At 67.0% G+C, this 20,565-nt stretch carries 17 protein-coding genes and 1 tRNA gene; 2 read left to right on the forward strand and 16 right to left on the reverse strand.

Going from position 1 to position 20,565, the window contains the following annotated elements; translation table 11 throughout:
- Positions 1 to 233 precede the first annotated feature (233 nt).
- From QPK31_RS13985 to QPK31_RS14050, 14 genes are all read right to left on the reverse strand, one after another.
- Positions 234 to 1,001, reverse strand: a complete 768-nt coding sequence (locus tag QPK31_RS13985) for a glycosyltransferase family 2 protein (protein WP_290423542.1) — start codon at positions 999 to 1,001, stop codon at positions 234 to 236.
- The gene (locus QPK31_RS13990) at positions 991 to 2,235 is read right to left on the reverse strand and encodes a glycosyltransferase family 4 protein (protein WP_290423543.1); all 1,245 of its coding nucleotides are present in this window, start codon (positions 2,233 to 2,235) and stop codon (positions 991 to 993) included. The genes QPK31_RS13985 and QPK31_RS13990 overlap by 11 nt, the downstream gene beginning before the upstream one ends.
- Before the next feature lies 1 nt (position 2,236).
- On the reverse strand, positions 2,237 to 3,778 hold the full coding sequence (locus tag QPK31_RS13995) for a lipopolysaccharide biosynthesis protein (protein WP_290423544.1): 1,542 nt from the start codon (positions 3,776 to 3,778) through the stop codon (positions 2,237 to 2,239).
- A 1-nt stretch (position 3,779) separates the two neighbouring features.
- Entirely contained in the window at positions 3,780 to 5,324 is a 1,545-nt protein-coding gene (locus QPK31_RS14000; protein WP_290423545.1) for an O-antigen ligase, read from the reverse strand.
- Positions 5,321 to 6,151, reverse strand: a complete 831-nt coding sequence (gene epsI / locus QPK31_RS14005; protein WP_290423546.1) for an exosortase-associated protein EpsI, B-type — start codon at positions 6,149 to 6,151, stop codon at positions 5,321 to 5,323. Before epsI ends, QPK31_RS14000 begins: the two co-directional genes overlap by 4 nt.
- Positions 6,148 to 7,002, reverse strand: coding sequence for an exosortase B (gene xrtB, locus QPK31_RS14010; RefSeq protein WP_290423779.1), 855 nt, complete (start codon positions 7,000 to 7,002; stop codon positions 6,148 to 6,150). The genes epsI and xrtB overlap by 4 nt, the downstream gene beginning before the upstream one ends.
- A gap of 63 nt (positions 7,003 to 7,065) precedes the next feature.
- On the reverse strand, positions 7,066 to 7,944 hold the full coding sequence (gene epsG, locus QPK31_RS14015; protein ID WP_290423547.1) for a chain length determinant protein tyrosine kinase EpsG: 879 nt from the start codon (positions 7,942 to 7,944) through the stop codon (positions 7,066 to 7,068).
- A 9-nt stretch (positions 7,945 to 7,953) separates the two neighbouring features.
- Complete coding sequence (gene epsF / locus QPK31_RS14020) at positions 7,954 to 9,363, reverse strand: chain length determinant protein EpsF (RefSeq protein WP_290423548.1); 1,410 nt, start codon at positions 9,361 to 9,363, stop codon at positions 7,954 to 7,956.
- Between the two features lie 13 nt (positions 9,364 to 9,376).
- Positions 9,377 to 10,165 carry a polysaccharide export protein EpsE gene (gene epsE, locus QPK31_RS14025; RefSeq protein ID WP_290423549.1) on the reverse strand — a complete coding sequence of 263 codons (789 nt, stop codon included), beginning with the start codon at positions 10,163 to 10,165 and terminating at the stop codon, positions 9,377 to 9,379.
- A gap of 34 nt (positions 10,166 to 10,199) precedes the next feature.
- Positions 10,200 to 11,228: an EpsD family peptidyl-prolyl cis-trans isomerase gene (locus tag QPK31_RS14030; protein ID WP_290423550.1), complete on the reverse strand. Its 1,029-nt coding sequence runs from the start codon at positions 11,226 to 11,228 to the stop codon at positions 10,200 to 10,202.
- Between the two features lie 59 nt (positions 11,229 to 11,287).
- Positions 11,288 to 12,262: a GDP-L-fucose synthase gene (locus QPK31_RS14035; protein ID WP_290423551.1), complete on the reverse strand. Its 975-nt coding sequence runs from the start codon at positions 12,260 to 12,262 to the stop codon at positions 11,288 to 11,290.
- Between the two features lie 198 nt (positions 12,263 to 12,460).
- The gene (locus tag QPK31_RS14040) at positions 12,461 to 13,843 is read right to left on the reverse strand and encodes an undecaprenyl-phosphate glucose phosphotransferase (protein ID WP_290423552.1); all 1,383 of its coding nucleotides are present in this window, start codon (positions 13,841 to 13,843) and stop codon (positions 12,461 to 12,463) included.
- 10 nt (positions 13,844 to 13,853) lie between these two features.
- Positions 13,854 to 15,050: an XrtB/PEP-CTERM-associated polysaccharide biosynthesis outer membrane protein EpsL gene (epsL, locus tag QPK31_RS14045; protein ID WP_290423553.1), complete on the reverse strand. Its 1,197-nt coding sequence runs from the start codon at positions 15,048 to 15,050 to the stop codon at positions 13,854 to 13,856.
- A 227-nt stretch (positions 15,051 to 15,277) separates the two neighbouring features.
- Positions 15,278 to 17,203, reverse strand: coding sequence for an ATP-binding cassette domain-containing protein (locus QPK31_RS14050; RefSeq protein WP_290423554.1), 1,926 nt, complete (start codon positions 17,201 to 17,203; stop codon positions 15,278 to 15,280).
- Between the two features lie 223 nt (positions 17,204 to 17,426).
- On the opposite strand from QPK31_RS14050, the gene QPK31_RS14055 reads away from it, so the two are divergent.
- A tRNA-Arg gene (locus QPK31_RS14055) sits at positions 17,427 to 17,501 on the forward strand.
- A gap of 166 nt (positions 17,502 to 17,667) precedes the next feature.
- On the opposite strand, the gene QPK31_RS14060 is transcribed toward QPK31_RS14055, so the two are convergent.
- On the reverse strand, positions 17,668 to 18,801 hold the full coding sequence (locus QPK31_RS14060) for a ScyD/ScyE family protein (protein ID WP_290423555.1): 1,134 nt from the start codon (positions 18,799 to 18,801) through the stop codon (positions 17,668 to 17,670).
- 316 nt (positions 18,802 to 19,117) lie between these two features.
- Between QPK31_RS14060 and QPK31_RS14065 the strand changes: the two genes are divergently transcribed.
- Positions 19,118 to 19,756 carry a DedA family protein gene (locus tag QPK31_RS14065; protein ID WP_290423556.1) on the forward strand — a complete coding sequence of 213 codons (639 nt, stop codon included), beginning with the start codon at positions 19,118 to 19,120 and terminating at the stop codon, positions 19,754 to 19,756.
- A gap of 69 nt (positions 19,757 to 19,825) precedes the next feature.
- Here the strand turns inward: QPK31_RS14065 and QPK31_RS14070 are convergent, their stop codons facing one another.
- Positions 19,826 to 20,557, reverse strand: a complete 732-nt coding sequence (locus tag QPK31_RS14070; RefSeq protein ID WP_290423557.1) for a response regulator — start codon at positions 20,555 to 20,557, stop codon at positions 19,826 to 19,828.
- Positions 20,558 to 20,565 lie beyond the last annotated feature (8 nt).

Below are 20,565 nucleotides of genomic sequence, written 5' to 3' on the forward strand. Positions count from 1 at the left end.
AGCCTGGATTTCGGGTGATCGACGCTTTTACTGAACATTTGTCGACCGATACGAACTGATATTACCGCAGTAAGAAATTGAACAGCGGCAACTTTTTCCCGAAATCACTCTGTTTTGCGTGCATCGCAGAAATCCAACGCAAGAAGATTAAGCTTGTTTCAGCATCATTTTCACTCTGGTAATAGCTGTGTTGTGTTCACAAAGACGGCGCGACAACTTCCGTTTTTGCACAGTCAAGCTTCGCTGTCGAGGCGCAAGACGCGGGTCCGTTTCAGGTAGCGCAGGCAATACAGCGCAAAGGCCAGCGGCGCCATGTGCAGGTAGCGGCGCCGCACCATGAACTCTTCCTGGCGCGCGCGCAGCTTGTTGGCGGACGAGACGCTGCCGGCATGCTCGCGGAACACCGTCAACGGCTGCGCGATCAGCGCCGGCGGCGTGCGCGCGGCCAGGCGCAGCCACAGGTCGATGTCCATCGCATAGCGCAGGCCCTCGTCGAACAGGCCGGCCTGCTCGAACAGGCTGCGGCGTACGAACACGGCCGGATGCGCGATCGCCGCGTGCCCCGAGGCATAGGCGCGGTAGCTGAAGGGGCGCATCGGGTAGGGTTCGGCGAGCACGCCGTCGCGCAGCACGCGGATCTGGCCGACCACCCAGGCGGCGCCGCTGTCGTCGAAACGGCGCGCGACCTGCGCCAGCACCCCGGGATCGGCGTAGTAATCGTCGGAATGCAGGTGGGCGACGAATTCGCCGCGCGCGGCCAGGATGCCGGCATTCATGGCGCGGCTGATGCCGCCGCCCACGTTGTGCAGGACGCGCTTGGGTAACGGGTGGGCATCGACCAGGTCGAGGGTCGTGTCTGTCGAGCCGGCGTCGACGAAGAGGTGTTCGAGGTCCTGGCAGGTCTGGCTGCGCACCGAGGCCAGGGTGTCGGCCAGGGTGGCGGCGCTGTTCCAAGTGCAGGTGACGATCGAGAAGCGTGGGCGGTCGGGTTCAGTCGGCATACAGCTCCAGCAGGCGGGGAAGGATGTGGGCGGCGTCGGCGCCGAAGCTGGCCGCGGGCGGCAGCCGGGTGGGTGCGGCGGCCAGCTGGCTGCGCAGGCGCTCGACCAGCTCCGGCATGCTGCGCGCCAGCTGCAACTGGCCGGGGTAGCGCTGGAAGCCGCTCAGCTCGGGCGTGCCGCCGCGCGCCAGTGCGATGCAGGGGCGGCCCAGCGCCAGCGCTTCCAGCACGGTGGTGCTGCAGGCTTCCTCGCACACCGAGGGCACGACGCAGACGTGGGCGCTGGCGGCCAGGGACAGGGCCGCCGGGTAATCCTGCCAGCCGAGAAAGCGCACCTGCGCACCGGCATGGCGGACTTCCAGGGCGGCGCGCTCGGGGCCGTCGCCCGCCACCAGCACCTGGGCCAGCTCGGGCAAGCGTGCGTGGGCGGCGGCCAGGAATTCGCCGAAGCCCTTGCCGGCATCGACACGCCCGACCAGCACCACCCTGCCCGCCACCGGCGCCAGCGCGGTGTCCAGGATGGCGGCCAGGCGCGGGTAATCGACGAAATTCGGGATGACGCGGCAGCGCGCCAGGTCGGCATGCGGTACGACGCGCAGGAATTGCCGGCGCAGGAAGTGGGACACGAACACGGTCTTGTGCATGGCAAAGGCGCGTGCATTGTCTTCACGGTAACGGTTGACGGCGATGGCCGTGACAGACTTGCGCAGCGGACCGGCATGCGCGCAGATGCAGGCCGAACAGTCGCGCGGCGCCAGCGTGATGCAGGGCGTGTCGTCGCGAAAGCGCAGGTGGGTCAGGCATTCGCTGCCCTGGTCGTGGCGGGTCTGTACATAGTTCATGCCGGGCGCCACGTGCAGCCCGACCATCGGCAGGTGGCCGTGGTAATGCACGACGTCGGCATCGGCGGCATGGCGGTTGATGGCGGTACCGATCTTGCGCGCGAAATAGGGACGCTTCAGGGGATTGAAGATGCCGAGCTGGCTTTCCTTCCAGCCGGGATGGGCATAGTCGAAGCCGGGCACGAAGCTGCCGAGGAAGCCGATCTGGCGCGCTGGGTCCGTGCCGGCGCCGCCCTTGCCGCCCGCGCATCCTCGGTCGCTGCGGTCGCTGCGGCCGAGGATGCGCACCGCATGTCCGTGCGCCAATAAGGCATTTCCCAGCGTGACCACGTGCTTGCCCAGGCCGCCGATCTGCTCGCCCGGCAAGTCTTCGGACACCAGCAGGATGCGCACCCTAGCCTCCCGCCCATGCGCGGATGCGCGCCCGGATGTGGGGCCAGACCTGCATCCGGAACCATGCCCGGGACCGGCGCCGGTCCTCGCCTTCGAGCACCAGCAGCATGCCGGCCAGCCCCAGCAGCACCAAAGTCGCCAGCGCGACCAGCACGAAGTCGAGCGCATTGCGGTGAAACCAGCGTTCGGCCAGGCCGGCCGCCAGCGCCACGCCGGCCGTGCCCGCCATGCCGGGCAGGAAGCCGTGCGCGCACAGGCGCGCGAGCGAGGTCGGCACCGTGCGGCCGTGCACATGCACCAGGAAGGCGCCCGTGAACAGCAGCGAGGCCAGCAGGTGGCCCCAGGCGGCACCGAGGATGCCCCACCCCGCCACGCCCAGGTAGACGATGACGAGTCCGGCCAGCGCCCGCGCCACCGCGAACAGGCCGGACACGCGCGGGTGGCCCATGCCGTCGTTCACCAGGGAAGGCAGGCTGGTCAGCGAATCGACGAACTGCGCCAGCGCCATCACGGCCAGGACGGTGTCGCCGCTGGCGGCGAAATCCGGGTTCATCCAGTAGCGCAGCAAGGGCTCGGCGAACACCGCCAGCAGCACCAGCATCGCCGCGTTCAGGTAGACCACGTAGCGGGTCGCCTTCAGGTAGGCATGGTCGAGGCGCGCCAGCTCGCCGCCGGCGGCCAGCATGCTCGCGGCCGGGAAGAACACGCCGGACAGGCGAAACGTCAGTCCCAGCACCCGGTTGGCCAGCGTGGCCGCCACCGTGAAATACGCCAGGCCCGTGACCCCGACCAGAGCGCCGATGATCAATTTGTCGGCATGCGCATACGACAAGGCGGCAAAGCGCGACAGGAAGGAATAGGCGGAAAAGCCGAGGATGCCGCTGCGCAGCGCGCGGCCCGGCCAGCGCCAGCGCAGGCCGGGCAGCAGGCCATGGATGCCGCGCCACAGCAGCAGGCAGTGGATGGCGCTGGCGGCCACCCGCAGCGCGATGAGCGCGAACAGGCCGTACCCGAGCATCAGCACCGCCACCGTGAACAGCGGCACCAGGACGCCGAACACCATCTCCAGCCGGCCCGACACATCGAAGCGCATCAGCGCCTGGGGCACGCTGTGCAGGTAGCTTTGCAGCTGTCTGAGGAAAAAGCCGAGCCCCGCCAGTTGCAGGCTGGCGATGGCCTCGGTGCCGAGGTGCGGCGGCACGGTGAAGACCTCGGTCACCAGTTGCCCGGCGCCGAAGAACAGGCCGAGTCCGCCGACGGCGCCGATCAGCGCATACACGGCGCTGCCGAAGCACAGGGTCTCGGCAATGCGCTCGGGTTCGGCACGCGCATGCTGGGCGGCGATGTACTTGACCGAACCGGCGGTGACGTTGATGTCGATCACGGCGAAATAGCCGACGATGGCCGTAACCAGCGCATATACCCCATAGTTGGCCTCGCCCAGGCCGGCGACCACCAGGGGCACGGTGGCCAGCGCCGCCAGCGCAGGGACGGCGGCGCCCAGCAGGTTCGACCAGGCGTTGCGGAACAGGCGCAGTTCCATATCAGGCCGGCAGCGGATGCACACGCCTGCGCCCTTGTGCCGCCCGGTGCGGCGCCAGGACGGCCGGCGCGGCGGCGGCCAGCGCCACATACGGCAGCGCCAGCGCAATGGCCAGCATCTGGGTGGTGCGCACCTGGGGGAAAGGCGTGCCGACCAGCACGTCGGGAATCATGAAGGCCAGCGCCGCCACGCCGGCCGCGCCCAGCGGCAGCAGCTCGGGCGGCAGCGTGCGCAGGGCGCGGCGCGCGGCCAGGACAAAGGCGCACACGGTGCCCGCCAGCAGGGCGATGCCGGGCAAGCCGCTCTTCAGGGCCACGTGCAGCACCCCGCTGTGCAGGAACAGGCCGCCGTCCGGATTGGCTTGCCAGGAAATCTGTTCATAGCCGGAGTAGCGGCCCCAGGAACCGATCCCGGTAAAGGGCTTGGCCAGGATGTCGCCCAGCACCAGCTTGAGTTCCAGCACGCGTTCGCTTTCAGGACCGAAGCGGCGCGACTGCATGTCGTAGAACAGGCCGCCCCCGCCGCGGGTCTGGCCAAGGCGGCGCAGGGCCGCATAGCCGAGCGCGGCGCCGACCAGGGGCAAGGCCGCCAGGGCCAGTTGCACGCGCCGGCGCAGCGGAAAGCGCAGCATCACGACCGCGAAGCCGAGCATGAAGCCGATCCAGGCGCTGCGCCGGTAGGACAGCACGATGCAGGCGGCGGTGGCGCCCAGGGTCAGCCATTCGAGCAGGCGCCAGGGCGTGGCGCGGCGCACCTGCGCGGCCCCGAACAGGCCGACGGCAGCGATGGCGAATGCGAGCATGCACAGCAGGCTGTCGTTGATGTCGAAGAAGGTCAGGCGGATGTGGATCGCGTTCATGTTCGCGTACACATTGTTCGGGTCGCCACCAAAGGCGGCCCAGCGCCCCAGGCCGAACAGGGCGCGGCCGAGTCCGGCGAGCATGACGAAGCGGGCCAGTTCCAGGGCCTGCGCGCGCGTACGGAAAGACAGCAGCATCAAGGCAACCAGCGGCCCCATCCAGACGATGTTCGAGAAGCCCGACGGCGCCAGCGCATCCTTGACGGGCACGCCGGCGATGAAGGCGGCGCCGGTGTGGCAGGCCAGCAGCACGGCCCAGCCCCAGAACCAGGGGAGCAGGTTGCAGGCTGCACCAAACGGCGCAGCGTTCGTGATGCCGGCATGCGCCCTGCCTTGCATTCCGCGGTAGCTTCCACCCTGTACTCCCGCAAGGCCGCCGCCCGGCGCCAGGCCCTGGCCGAACCCGGCTGCGATGCGCGCGCAGCACCAGGCGCCGAGCACGTACCACAGCACCACCGGGTACAGCAGCATGCCCGAGCCGCGGCTGTAGACGCCGGGGGAGGCGAACACGGACAGGTTGCCGTAGCTCGTCGAATTCATCCAGAAGAAGATGCACAGGTAGGGATAGACCAGCAGGCGCGGCCACACCAGGCCGAGGCCGATGCCGAGCACGGCGAGCAGGGCCAGCAGTACCACCACGATGAAGGGCAGCGAGGTGAACAGGTACTGGAGCAGGGTTTCGCTCATCGCGCGCCTGGCTCCGTTGGCGCCGCCTGCTGGTTTGCCTGCTGCACGGCTTGCTGTCTTGCCTGATACACGGCTTGCTGTCCTGCCTGGTGCACGGTTTGCTGCCCTGTCCGCGGCCTTGTCCGCTGCCCGGCCTGCGGTGCCGCCTCCTGGGTACCGATCAGGCGTGCGCGGCTGGGTGCGTCCAGGCTGGCCAGCATCTCGGCCACGAAGCGGTCCTGCAGCGCGTAGGCGCCGGCTTCGTCAATGGCAATGCTGGAGACCCGCACCAGCATCCCGTCCGGAATCTCGCCCGACAAGCCATAGGCCAGGCGCCGCAGTTTCTGCTCGATGCCCGAGCGCGTGGCCTTGTCGCCGATGGTGATCCAATAGGTGATCGGCTCGTTGCGCCGCTGCTGGCGCGCCACCAGGCGTTTCACGGGCAGCGCGCCGTATGCGGTGGCCAGGCTGCCGGCGCCGTCGCGCACCAGCTGGAAGCCCTGGGCCACGTAACAGACTTCGGGCAGGTGCAATTGCAGCGCCTTGCTCTGGTCGCCGCCGTAGGCGATCGACAGCATCACGCGCCGCCCTGCCGCGTCGATATAGGTGCGCGAGAGGGTCTGGTCGTAGAGCTTTTTCAGCATGCCCTGCTGCTCGGGGTCGGGCGTGAGCGGCACCACGCTGGGGTCGAGCTGCCAGGCGCCGAAGCGCTGCGGGATCATGGTCTCGAGCTGGAACGGCGCCTGGCCCTGGGCCAGCTTGAGGCCGGGCGTGAGCGCGCCGGTGAGCGCGGAAGTGCCGGCCATGGCCAGGCCGAGCACCAGGCTGGCCAGGAAACGGCGCTTCATCGGTCCCCTCCCCTGCGCTGCGCGACATACCATTGCAGGCTCGAGTCGACCGCGAGGATCAGCACCAGGGCGGTAAGGAACAGCACCATGCCGGCAAAGCCATGCAGGAAGCCCTGGCCGGCGGCGTCGCCCAGGTAATACGTCACCAGGGTCAGGGTGATCACGCGGATCACGTTCGCGGAAAACGAAATCGGGATGATCAGGATCGCCAGGCCGATGTTACGGAAGGCCGAAGGGTGGCGCATCAGGTTCAGGTAGAACAGGCCGAGCGCCTCGAGCGTGAGCAGGGTTTGCAGGCCGGCGCAGGCATCGGCCACCAGCAGCTGGTACTGGCCGATCTGCAGGATCACGCCGGAGCGCGCGATCGGGTAGCCGGCGGCAAACAGCAGGTGTTCGGTAGCCCAGGACACCGCCATCTTCATGGGCATGGTGACGGCGGCCACGAATTCGCTTGGCAGCGGCACCATGAACAGCATGAAGAAGAAGGGAAACCACAGCACGCGCAAGGCAGGCGCACCGAGCTTGGCCAGCACGATGGCCGCCAGGACCAGGATGATGGACCCGATCTCGAACATCAGGATGTGCTGCGAGCGCCCCAGCAAGTGCAGCGCCAGGCCGACCGTCAGCAGCGGCCAGCCGAGCCAGGACGGCGCCGCCGGCTGCGCCAGGACGCCCGGCCACTTGCGCCAGGCCAGCCACAGCGCCAGCGCGAAGATCATCGGCCCGTGGGCTTGCTCTTCGCCGATCCAGGCCCCGGTGAACAATGAAAACATCGTCGGCAGGAACAGCGCGGCCAGTCCGGCCAGCACCGGCCACCACTCGGGGAGCGCGGCGCTCAGTTGCGCCCCCATCGGCGGGTTCGCCACCGCTGGCGCCGCCTGTGCCGCCGGATCGGGGCGCACCTGGGTCGTCATTCAGAACTCCATCACGACCGCGCCCACGACCTCGGCGCCGGCCTCGGCCAGCTGCTCGGCCATGCGCGCCAGCTGGACCACGCGGGTATGGTCCTTGCGTACCGCCAGCAGCACGCCACCGGCGCGCGCCGCCACCGCCAGCGCATCGGCGCCGGCGCCGAAAGGCGCGAGGTCGTACAGCACCACGTCGTAGCGGCTGGCAAGCGAGGTGTCGAGGGTGCGGAAGGCGTCGCGGCTGAGCAGTTCCTGCGGATTCGGCGGCAGGGTACCGGCCGGCAGCACCGACAAATCGACGAAGCCGCCCACGCGCAGCACGACGTCGAGGTCGGCGCGCCCTGCCAGCAGGTCCGACAGGCCCTGGCGCGGGCGCAGGCCGAAGACATCGTGCTGGCGCGGCGCACGCAGGTTGGCGTCCACCAGCAAGGTCTGCTCGCCAAGCTGGGAAAACACCACGGCCAGGTTGGCCGCGAACAGGGCCGCGCCGTCCTCGGCGCCGTTCTCTGTGCCTGCGCCGAGCACGGCCAGCGCGCGGTGCCCTCGGGCGAACCAGCGCAGCATCAACTGGCTGCGGATCGCGCGCAGGGATTCGACCTGTGGCGAGAACGGCTCGTAGGCGGCAACCAGGCGCGGCGACAGATTCGCCTGCCCTTTCGGCAGGTAGGGATAGGCGAACTGGCGCGCCAGTGCTTCCTGGACGTCGTCTTCGCTCACCAGGCCCAGGCGCACGGCCGCCTCGCCGAAGCGGATGCCGAGGTCTTTCTGCATGCGCAAGGCGCGCTCGGCGCCTTCGATCGTGAGCTTGCCGGCGTCGACCAGCAAGGCGCCCATGCTGGAGTCGAGCGGGTCGACCGGCAGCGGCGACAGGATAGGGGAATTCATCGAGGCCTCCTAGTTCAGGCGCAACAGGCGGCGCGGCGCCATCAGGGCGCGCAGTCCGCTGCGCGGGCGCGCCGGCTGCCAGGTGACGGTGCCCAGCACCGGGATGCCGAGCAGTTCCTGGACATCGCCGTTCGAGCGTACCGGGCGGTTCAGCAGTTCGAGCAGCAGCGCCATGCCGACCCCGAGCACGGTGCCGAGCAGCACCGCCACCAGGGTGTTGAGCAGGATGCGCGGACCGGACGGTTCGGCCGGGGCCACGGCAGGGTTCAGCACGGCGATGTCGGACTGTTCGGACTGGGCCTCGATGCGGGTTTGCGAGAAGCGTCCGGCCGCGGCGTCGAAGGCGCGCTGGGCGCTGTCGAGGTCCTTCAGCAGGACGCCGAGTTCGTCGCGCGTGCGGTTCAGTTCCAGCACGCGCGCCTTTTGCGCGGCCAGTGCATTGCGCAGGTCTTCCTCGCGCTGGCGCAGCACCTGGGCGTTGCCGCCGACGCTGCGCGACACCGTGGCCAGCGCCGCGTTCAGGTCGGCGCGCATCTTCTCCACCTCCGCGTTGGCGGCCTGCCAGGCCGGGTGGTTGCGCCCGTAGCGCGAGGCGCTCTCGGCCAGCTTGGCCTCGGCCGCCGACAGCGACACCCGCAGGTTCTGGATCAGCGGATTGTTGGCCACGTCCGGCGACTGGGCGTTACCGGCGCCGGCCATGCGTTCGCGCGAGGTCGCTTCCAATGCCAGCGTCTGGGCCGCCACCAGTTGCGAGGACAAGTCGCTCAGGCGCGAGAGTTCGATGTCGACGCGGTTGTTGTCGAGGCTGACGATGCCCTTGTCCTGCTGGTATTTCGACAGCCGTGCCTGCGCGGTTTCCACGTTGTCGCGCAATTGCCTGGTCTGCTCATTGAAATAACTCGAGGCCATTTTCATCGGCTCGGTTTTCAGGCGCACGCTGACGTTCTGGTATTCCTCGGCAAAGGCATTCGCCACCGCCGCCGCAAAGCCGGGATCGGCGCCCTTGAAGCTGATCTCGACCACGCTCGACTCGCGTGAGGGCTTGATGTCGAGCTTGCGCAGCAGCAGGTCGGCCAGCCAGTCGCGCACCGTGCCGCGTCCCTCGGTCGCTTCCTGGAACTGGGCGATGACGGCCGGATTGGTCGCCATGCGCAGGCGGTCGACCACGCGCAGCGCCACGTTCTTGCTGCTGATGATGTCGATCTGGGTCGCCATGTAGCCGGGCAGCAGCTGGCCGGGCATGGTCAGCCCAGTGAGCGGGTCGACGCCCTTGTAGTTCAGCAGCACCGAGGTGGTGGCGGTATAGGTCTTGCCCTGGACCAGGCTCCAGCCCAGCGCCAGCAGGATGGTGGCGAGCAAGGTCGCCAGGATCAGCTTCCTGCGCGCGCGCAGCAGCAGGAGGAATTGGTAGAAGTGCATGGCGTGCCTCCGCTCAAAACCAGCTTTCGCGCACCGTGATCACGTCGTCGACCTGCACCGGGTCGCTCGCGCGCGCTTCGATGGTCACCGGGTTGCCGGCCGCGTCGCGCCGGGTGATGCGCAGGCGGCTGTCGCTGCCGCGCGGGGTCAGGCCGCCGCCGGCGGAAATCGCCTGCTGCACCGTCATGCCGCGCTCGATGCGGAAGGCGCCGGGCCGCTGCACCTCGCCGGTGACATAGGCGCGCGGCGCCCGCTCCACGAAAATGATGTCGCCGCCGGCTACCTCGTAGTCCTTGTCGAGTTCGCCCTTGCGCACCATGTCGACCACGTCGATGGTTTCGCGCGTGGTCTTGCCGTCGCGCGTGCGCACCAGGCTGATCAGGTCGCCGCCATCGCCGCTGACGCCGCCCGCCATGGCCAGCAGGTCGAGTACCTTGCGCCGCCCCTCGACCGGATAGCGCCCGGGCCGGTTGACCTGGCCCAGCACCGATACCTGCTGGCTGGCCAGGGTGGTGATGATCATGTTCACCTCGGCCTTCTTCAGGTAGCCACCCTTTTCCAGCAGATTGCCGATCTTGCGTTCGGCTGCCGCCACCGACAGGCCGCCGATGCCGACCTGCCCCAGCAGCGGGAAGGTGATCGCCCCGCTTTCGCTGACGCGCGTTTCGATCGACAGGTCCGGGCTGCCGTAGACCGACAGGCGCACCACGTCGCCGGGGCCGAGCAGGACTTCGGCGGCGCAGGCCACGCCGGCGCCCAGCGCCAGCACGGCTGCCGCCATCCAGTGTGCAAGTGGTTTCATGGTTCTTCCTCCTGTTTGCGTAGGCCGGCCGGTGTCATTTCAGACCGGCCACGCCGCGGTCGACGGCGGCATGGTCGGGTCCGGCGGCAGCGGACGACTCGATGGCGGGCGACTCCGTGGCGGGCGACTCCGTAGCGGGCGGCGCGGCGGCGGGTACGCCCGGCGCCGCCATGCTGGCCGGCGCCGCCTTGGGTCCGGCCGCCAATTCCTTGTTCAGGTATTCGATCTTCGCGTGCTGGCGCAGGCGTTCGACTTCGGCGGCGGCGAGTTCCTTGTTCTTGTTGGTCATCAGGAATTTCTCGATCTGGGGCGCGGCCACTTCCAGCGGCACCGGCGCATCGCGCACCTCGGCCACGGTCAGCAACATGGCGCGCTCGCCTTCGCGCACGCTGAACAGCTGGTTTTTCGGCATGCCGAGCAATTTCTGCGACAGTTGCGGATTCAGGTCGGAAGTGCTGCGCGTGACCTGGGCGCGGCCATACTTCACCTTGTGCGCATCGAGCCAGACGGCGACCTCTTCCAGCGACTTGGCGCCATCGGCGGCGGCGCGGGTCTCGGGCGTCAGGTCCCTGGCGGCCAGCACCAGCTGGTCCATCTGCAGTTGCTTGCGCTTGCTGAAGAATTCGGGATGCTTGTTGAAGTATTCCTCGACCTCGGCCGCTGTGGGCCGCGCGATGTTCGCCAGTCGCTTCTGCATGTAGGCCTGGGCCACGATGAGCGCGCGCGCCCGCTCGATCGCCTGCACCACCTTCGGATCGCGGTCGAGCTTTTCCTGGGCGGCCGCGCTCGCGAGCAGCTGGCGGTCGATCAAGGCTTGCAGCAATTGTTTGCTGGCTTCCTGATGGCGCGCCGCCGGCACGCCGGCGCGCTGGATTTCCTCGTTCAGCTGGAGGACGGTGATTTCCTCGCCATTCACGCTGGCGAGCGCCTGGCCCGGCCTGGATTCCTTTTCCCGGTCGCCGCAGGCGGCCAGCGTGGCCGCAAGCAGGATGACGCTCGACAGCGCCGCCACACGCGTCCGACCTGGGAGCGGATGAACATGGGCCTGATGACAATTCTTCAAGATGACTCCTCGTGAATGATGCTTGCAGCGATCCGGAACAGGAAGCGGCACGGCGGGATTCAGGCCGCCGCCTCCACCACCTCGGTCTCGAGAAAGGCGGCATACGCGCGACCCAGGCCCTCGCGCAGGGACGTGCTGGCATGCCAGCCCAGTGCGTGCAGCCTGGCGACGTCGAGCAGCTTGCGCGGCGTGCCGTCGGGGCGCGTGGTGTCGAATACGATGCGCCCCGCGTAACCGACCACCTCGCCCACCAGGTGGGCCAGCTCGGCGATGCTGACGTCGACGCCGGCACCCACGTTCAGGTGCGAGTGCATGGCGTCGGTGCTGCTTCGGTACACCTCAGGCGCGAGGTTCATCACATGGACGCTGGCGGCGGCCATGTCGTCGACGTACAGGAATTCGCGCATCGGCTTGCCGCTGCCCCAGATCACGACCTCGGGCAAGCCGCTCACACGGGCCTCGTGGAAGCGCCGGATCATGGCTGGGATGACGTGGCTGTTTTCCGGGTGGTAGTTGTCGCCCGGTCCGTACAAATTGGTGGGCATGACGCTGCGGTAGTCGGTGCCGTACTGGCGGTTGTAGCTTTCGCACAGCTTGATGCCGGCGATCTTGGCAATCGCGTACGGCTCGTTGGTCGGCTCCAGTGCACCGCCCATCAGGTAGTCTTCGCGGATCGGCTGCTGCGCCAGGCGCGGGTAGATGCAGGAGGAACCGAGGAACAGCAGCTTCTGCACCCCGGCGCGCCAGGCTTCGTGCACGACGTTCGTTTCCACCAGCAGGTTGTCGTAGATGAATTCGGCGGGATAGGTATTGTTGGCATGAATGCCGCCGACTTTCGCCGCCGCCAGGTAGACCTGGTCGATGCGTTCGCTGCGGAAGAAAGCCCGTACCTGGGCCTGGTCGGTGAGTTCGAGTTCGTCGTGGCTGCGCGTGACGAGGTTGCGGTGGCCGCGCGCGTGCAGGGCGCGCACGATGGCCGAGCCGACCAGGCCGCGGTGGCCGGCAACATAGATGCGGGGTTCCAAGTGATTCAAGCTGCCCTCCTGGTGGAATGGAAACGGGTGCAAGAAATGCGAAGCAGCAAGCTCATCCGCAGACGTGTACGGTTGGGCACAATACCGTTGCAAGCCTACCTGTCGAACGCAGCGCAATCCTTGACACGGATCGAAGCGCGCAGGGGCCGTAGAGCGAACTACCAACCCTTCCTGAGTGTCGCGCTGCTGCGTTTCGTCTTAGTACGCGTTCTCACGCGTCAAAACGACCTTCACTGTCTTTAAAATGATCCACAGGTCCAGCCACAGGGACCAGTTGCGCAGGTAGTCGAGATCGTGCTGGATGCGCGCTTCCATCTTGTCGAGCGTGGCGGTTTCGCCGCGCAGGCCGTTCACCTGGGCCCAGCCGGTGATGCCCGGTTTCACCTTGTGGCGCAGCATGTAGCCCTTGATCAGTTTCCTGTACTGCTCGTTGTGGGCGACGGCATGTGGCCGCGGCCCGACGATGCTCATGCGACCTTGCAGCACGTTGACGAATTGCGGCAGTTCGTCGAGCGAGGTACGGCGCAGGAAGCGGCCGATCGGCGTGACCCGGCCGTCGTTGCGGCGCGCCTGGGCCACGTCCTTGCCGTCGTCGAGCGTGGTCATCGAGCGGAACTTGTAGACCCAGATTTCCTCGCCATACAATCCGTAGCGGCGCTGCTTGAAAATCACCGGCCCGGGCGACGTCCACTTCACGGCAATCGCCACCACCAGCATCAGCGGCGCCAGGCCGACCAGGATCAGGCTGGCCAGCACCAGGTCGCTGATGCGCTTGACCAGGCTGTTCAGGCCCATGAAGGGAGTTTCGCGGATGGCGATCACCGGCATGCCACCGACGTTGTCGAAGCGGGCCTGCATCAGGTCGAACACGTAGACGTCGGGCAAAAAATACACCGAGGCCGTGGTGTCCTGGAGTTCGTCGATCAGGCGCCGGATGCGCGGCTGGGCCGAGACCGGCTGGCTGATGAAGATCAGCTTGATGTTATGCAGGCGCACGTACTGGCTCAGCTCGGACATCTTGCCCAGCATCGGATGGCGCAGCGTGGGTGGATGGCGCTCGCCGGCACGGTCGTCGAAGAAGCCGTGCACCTGCATGAACAGATTCGGGTGGCGGTCGCAGATGGCGGCGAATTTCAGGCCGACTTCGTTGGCCCCGACCACCACCACCGAACGCACTTCGCGGCTGCGGCTGGGGCGGCCGGCCGCGAGCCGGACCGCGATGTGGCAGACCAGCAGGGTGCTGGGCGCGGCGATGGCCCAGGCCAGCAGCACGCGCTGATCGTAATAATATTTCAGGCCGCTGGCCGAGCCAAGGAAGTACAGCACGCCGATGGTCAGGCACCAGCCGAACACGGTGTCGCGCGCATACGCCAGCATGCGCCCGCTGCGCCAGGTGCGGTAGGGGTCGACATGCTGGTAGACGGCCGAGGAAATGAAAAAGGCCAGGATCATCAGCACCAGCAGATAGCCGGAAAAGGGTTCGTGGAAGGCCATCGACGACACGTACAGCGACCCCATGATGATCAGGGGATCAAGCACGCGCTGGAAAAACGAAATGATCGGAATGTCGTTGACCGTCATTGCATGGTCTTCAGAACTGTCCGCTGGCGTTGATGGCGAAGCCGTTCGACTTGAATTTGCCGATGCCCAGCAACTGCGAACCGCTGCGGGCCTGGTGGAAATATGCCGCCGACAGCGAGATGCTCTGCCGCGGCGCCCAGGTTGCCTTCAGGCTGGCGGTCCGCAGCGAGTCCTCGAGTCCGCCAGGCACGGGAAGCGTCACGCGCGGGCTGTAGTCGCGCTGCTCGTAGGCGAGGTCGGCCTCGACGCGCAGCTTGGCCCTGGCATCCCAGGTCAGGCCGGCGCTGGCGCCCTTGTTCAGGGTATAGCTGACGACTGTGCTTTCGATCGGCGCGAAGTCGCGCCACAGCGAGGCGCGGTAATGCAGCTTCCCGCTCCGGTCGTGCAGCAGCGTGACCCGGCCGTTGACGCCGCTCGTGCGTCCGCTGCCGAACGAAGGCTGCTTGCGGCGCGCATAGCCGGCCAGCGCCTGCAGCGTGGTGGCGCCGCTGGCCTTCCAGTCGACGCGGGCCTTGAGTTCGTCCTGGGTGAAGTCGTCGGTGAGCAGGCTGGCGGAAAACGGGCGCCGGTTCGGGTAGCTGCCCTCGATGCGGCGCAGCACCAGGCCGACCGCGCTGCCGCTGCGCGCCAGGTAGCGCCCTTCCACCTCGACCACGTCTTCGGTGCGGTCGTTGAAGGCCTGGGCCGCCAGTTCGTAGTCGTACTTGTCGCGCGAAACGGCCGCATGTGCTTCCCAGCGCGGGTGCAATTTCCAGCCGCCCTCGAAAAAACCGCGCCGCTGCTTGCGCAGGTTGCGCTGGTCGCTGCGGAAGTCGGTGTAGGGCGCCAGCGTTTGCGCGTAGACGACGCCCAGCTCGCCTTCGAAACGGTTGCCGAGTTGCCAGTACCAGGTGCCCTGGACATCGCGCCCGTCGTAGTCGAGCTGGCGGAAGTGGTCGAACTTGACCTTCGACAGCTTGGCGTGGGCCACCAGGCGCTGGCGGCTGATCGTGCGGTCGTAGACGGCGCCGGCTTCCAGCGTGCGCCAGGAATCGGAGCGCTGGTTATCGAAGGCCGGCGCGTCGCCGGGAATGCGCAGCAAATTGTCGTCGTAGGCCCAGCCGATGCGGCCGTACAGGTCGAGCCCGGTGCCGGGAACGGCGAGCGCGGGACCGCAAGCGAGTGCCCCGGCCAGTAGCATGGGCGGGCGCAGGCAAAATCGCGACATGGTGTTCGTCTGGTGAAAGCGCTGCGTCGGGCGGAGAACCGGCGTAGGCTTCCAGCGGCACGAGAGACGAAGCCGGCAGACGGGCGCAACGGTTCCGGCGCGGACCGGGGCAGCGGCGATCCGAAACGCCAAAGCCGATACTGACGAAAACCCCGGAATCCGATCTGTGCTGGATCAACGCGACCGGGGTTGCGCGCTAGCGGCCCCGGTTGCGTGGAAGGGAGGAATCAGGCGTCGCCGCGGGCGCGCGCTTCGATCTGTTCCCAGCGCTCCAGCGCTTCCATCAACTGTTCGTCGATCTCGCTGTAGCGGGCATTGATGCGGCGTGCATCGGCCGGATTGGTTTTATAGAAGTCCGGCGCGTTCAGCTGGGCCGTGATGAGGGCCTGCTCGTCTTCGAGCGAAGCGATCAGCTTGGGCAGCTCTTCCAGCTCGCGCTGCTCCTTGTAGCTCAGCTTCACTTTCTTGGCAGACGAGGCCGTGGCGGCGGGCGCCTCGGCCACCGGCGCCGGCGCGGCTTTCGGCGCCGCCGGGGCCGGGGTGGCCGCCTTCGGTTCGATTGCCTTGACGCGCTCCCAGTCGCTGTAGCCGCCGACGTATTCGCGCCACTGGCCCTGCCCTTCGGCCACGATCACCTGGGTCACGACGTTGTCGAGGAAGGTGCGGTCGTGGCTGACCAGGAACACGGTGCCGGTGTACTCTTCCAGCAATTCTTCCAGCAATTCCAGGGTCTCGATGTCGAGGTCGTTGGTCGGTTCGTCCAGCACCAGGCAATTGGCCGGCTTGGCGAACAGGCGCGCCAGCAGCAGGCGGTTGCGCTCGCCGCCGGAGAGCGACTTCACCGGCGAACGCGAACGCTCGGGTGCGAACAGGAAATCGTTCAGGTAAGTCATGACGTGCTTGCGCTGGCCATTGACTTCGACCCAGTCGCTGCCCGGCGAAATCGTATCGGCCAGGCTGGCTTCCTCGTTCAGCTGGCTGCGCATCTGGTCGAAGTAGGCCACGTTCAGCTTGGTGCCCAGGCGCGTGGTGCCGCTGTCGGCGCTTTCCTCACCGAGGATCATCTTCAGCAGCGTGGTCTTGCCGGCGCCGTTCGGGCCGATCAGGCCGACCTTGTCGCCGCGCAGGATGGTGCCGGTGAAGTTCGACACGATGACTTTCTCACCGTAGGACTTGGAGATGTTTTCCAGTTCCGCCACGATCTTGCCCGAACGTTCGCCGGTGCCGACGTCGAGCTTGATCTGGCCTTGTTGCTCGCGCCGTGCCGAGCGCTGCAGGCGCAGGGCTTCCAGGCGGCGTACGCGGCCTTCGTCGCGGGTGCGGCGTGCCTGCACGCCCTTGCGGATCCACACTTCTTCCTGGGCCAGGAATTTATCGAACTTGGCGTTTTCCACTTCCTCGTTCGCCAGCAGTTCGCGCTTGCGTTCCTGGTAAGTGGAGAAATTGCCTGGGAACGAAAGCAGACGGCCGCGGTCGAGCTCGATGATGCGCGTGGCGACGTTGTCGAGGAAGCTGCGGTCGTGGGTAATGAACAGGACGGAACCGCGGAATTCGCGCAGCAAGCCTTCCAGCCACATGATGGACTTGAAGTCGAGGTGGTTGGTCGGTTCGTCGAGAAGCAGCACGTCCGGCGCCGAGACCAGGGCGACGGCCAGCGCCACGCGCTTTTGCATCCCGCCCGAGAGCGTACCCATCTTCGCTTCGCGCGCCAGGCCCAGGCGGTCGAGGGTGGTGTCGACCTTGTTGCCGAGGTTCCAGCCGTCGGTGGCGTCGAGTTTCACCTGGATCACATGCATGCGCTCCATCAGCGCCTCGTCGTTGCCCTGGCCGAACTGGCCGGTCAGCGCTTCGTATTCGGCCAGCATGCCCTGCAGTTCGCCCATGCCGGCGGCCACGGCGTCGAAGACGGTGGATTCGGGATCGAAAACAGGTTCCTGTTCAACATAAGCGATTTTCAAGCCTTGCTGCATGACCAGCAGGCCATCGTCGAGCTTGAAGCGGCCAGCGATGGTTTTCAGCAGCGACGACTTGCCGGTGCCGTTGCGGCCGATCAGGCCGACGCGCTCGCCGGTTTCGAGAGAAAAATCCGCGTGGTCGAGCAGTGCGACGTGGCCGAATGCCAATTGCGCGGACGTGAGGGAAATAACAGCCATAATCTGTGTGCAAGCCACCTGACGCGCCTCAAAGAAGCGCGATGTAGCGGAATAAATTGAGAGAAGCGGACATTGTACCGATTACAGTGCCCTCACTTCCAAACAATCCGCTTTCCTCGGCTATAATTGCACTCGGTTCACGATACCGGCCTGCCCTGCAGGGCCCGCTCGCCGAACCGCAGGCCTGTCCTGCTTTCGTGGCGCACCTGGCGTCACGCGCGTCCTCCCCGTAGCACAATGGATAGTGCACATGCCTCCTAAGCGTGGGATACTGGTTCGATTCCAGTCGGGGGGACCAAATCTCCAAAAAAATTCCCTTGCTATTCAAAGGCTTGGACCAAGCCTGACCTGCTTCCTGTGGTACGAGGCGATACAGGCGCAGAAACGGGCGCGACGATGCAGACCATTGCCGGCTCTGGCAATGAATCGACGCCACACCGGCGCGCCGTGATGCGTACACCCAGCTAGTCCAGGCCGATACGCAGCACGGTGCCCCCTGCTGCAAACTGGCCGCCGGGGATGGGTCCCGGTACCACGCCGTTGTTCGTCACATAGGCCGCACCGTCCTTTCCTATCGCCAGGCCGCCGGGGTAGAACAGCTGGTCATGGAGCACCGTCCGGCTCCCGTCGGGATTCAAGCGCACCAGGCGGCCAGGCGGCCTCAGCGGAGGAGAGCCGAAGGACGGGCCGTTGCCGATTTCCAGCACATACAAGCGGTGCCAGTCGTCAAAAGCAAGCGCGACAATGTTGGTAAAGCCGCGCGCATACGTTTCCAACAGGCTGCCGTCCGGCGCCACCCGATACACGTTGGCGCCGCCGGCCGGGAAGGGAAAGCCGGTCAGTTCGCCAACGTAGAGCCAGCCGTCCTTGCCGTCGACGACCGTGGTCGGCACCGATTGCATGGGAATGGTCGCGCCGGGCGGCAGCGACAGGGGCGGCGGCGCCGGGACCATCCGCGCGGGGAAAGCGGCCAGGGTGGTGATCGTGCGATCGGCCGCGATGCTGAAAATCGCGTTGGCGCCGGCATCGGCAACGACGGTCCGGCCGGGGACCATGGCGACACCGTTCGGGTTGCTATCCGCGCCGCCGGGCACCGGATTGTGGATGAACTCGTAGGTGGCGATATCCGCCACTGATAGGAGCCTGCCATCTATTCTTACCTGCAGCACTTTGCCGAGAAGCCAGGCTTTGCGGCCGACACCCTCCCGTGCCGGTGCTTCCGCGCCGAATCCCATCACGACGCTGGCGCGTCCGTCACGGGAAAACGCGATATGTTGCGGCCCGGTCCCGCCAAAGCCATCCGGTTGCGCGGCCAGCGACGGCAGCCCCCTGACGATGCGCTTGGGCGGCAACTTTCCTCGCGGATCGACGCGGGTGATGGCCCCCGTTTCGCCATAACATGCGGTCCGCTGGTCGGCCAGCACGAGACAGCGTCCGTTTCCGCCACTGCCGGCCTCGGTGACATACAGTTGACCATTCGGTGCAAATGCCAGGCCACGCGGGTTATTCAGTCCTGTGGCGATGACCTCGACCTGCGGCGCCGCGTGCAGGGCGGATGTGGCCAGCAGGGCAGCAAGCATGAAGGAAAGGCGTGCCATGAGAAGCTCTTGGTGAGTTGCGTGCGGAGACCAGCATACTGTTCATGTCACGGAAAACCATGGCGGATGGGTAGTGTTTGATACCGATCAATGATTGTTCTCCTGCGCTAGACGACCGACCAGATGATCATGACGATGCCAGCCAGCAGGAGCCCGGCAACCAGTCGGCATGCCCGACGCGGGGACCATCGTGGCCCGCACTGATATAAACCGTTTATCGGTACGCGCAACGCGCCCAAGCGTGCCCTGCCGAACATAAAAATGCCACCGCCCGGGTTAGGATGCAGTCACTCCACCGGCTCACAGGACGGCGCCCATGTTCGACTTCATCACCAATTTCCTGGAAAAAAGCGGCTACCTCGGCGTCTTCGCGCTGATGGCGCTGGAAAATATCTTCCCGCCGATCCCGTCCGAGATGATCATGCCTTTCGCCGGCTTCGTTGCCGCGCGCGGCGACCTGAACGTGGCGGGGGTGCTGCTTGCCGGCACCGCCGGCTCGGTGGTGGGCGCCCTGCCCTGGTATTACGCGGCCAAGGTGTATGGCTGCGAGCGCCTGAAGAAGCTGGCCAGGAGCCACGCACGCTGGCTCACGATCACGCCCGACGACATCGACAAGGCACTCGATGCCTTCCATAAGCACGGGAAAAAGGCGGTCCTGTTCGGACGCCTGGTGCCGGCTGTCCGCACCCTGATCTCGGTGCCGGCGGGCCTCGGCAACATGAACCTGGGCCAGTTCCTGCTGTATTCCACCATCGGTTCGCTGGCCTGGACCGGCCTGCTGACGGCCGCCGGGTTCTTGCTCGAAGACAATTACAAGGACGTGGCGAAGTACGTCGATCCGGTATCGAAAACCATCCTCGGCGCGATGCTGGCCTGGTACCTGTATCGCGTGGTCACCTACAAGCCGGCGGCGAAGGACACGTCCAAGCAGCAGAAGCAGCACGAACGGACCTGAGCCGGCGCACAGCCGGAACATGATGGCAAGCACGAGCGCATGCGGATCGGCGGCGCAATCCGCCTGCCTTCAGCCCGCTTCCAGCCACGCGGTCTGGCGCTTGACGGCGCCACGGGCCTCGGCCAGGGCCGCGGCCACCTGCGCCGTCATATCCACCTCCGCATCCGCCTGCACCAGCGCTTCCCCGGCCTGGGCCAGGCGCGCCGCCGCCGTGTACAGGCCGAGCGTGGCGCAGCCTTCCTGCAAACGCGCCAGGCGCGCACGTGCCGACGGCGTGTCGCGCAGCAGCGCGTCCAGGCCGGCCACCGCTTCGTCCAGCTGGCGCGCCAGGCCGCCGAGATACAGCGCCAGGCGCGCCAGGTCGATGCCGAGCCGGCGCGCGCTGTCGCGCGGCGCCTCGGCCGGGCCCAAGCCCGCCAGCCAGGGCCGCAGCGACTCGACGCGGAAGGGCTTGACCACGTAGCCGTCGGCGCCCAGGGCGGCGGCCTCGCTCATGGTGGCGCCGTCGTTGGCGGCCGAGACCAGCACGAAGGGCATGCCGGCCAGTTGCGGATGCGCCTTGACGCGCACCAGCAGGTCGGTGCCCGACAGGTGCGGCATGCGCAGGTCGCAGAACACCAGGGACGGGCGCAGGCCGCCTTCCAGCTGGCGCCAGGCGTCGGCGCCGTCCTCGGCCTCGAGGATCTCGAAGCGGCCGCAGGTATCGACCAGGTGCATCAGCATCATGCGCGAGACCACGTCGTCGTCGACGACCAGTACCTGGACCGGCGCCGCCGGCGTGTTATAGGGTGTTGAAGACATCGAATCGG

Source organism: Massilia sp. YIM B02769, assembly GCF_030411995.1.
GTDB lineage: Bacteria > Pseudomonadota > Gammaproteobacteria > Burkholderiales > Burkholderiaceae_D > Telluria.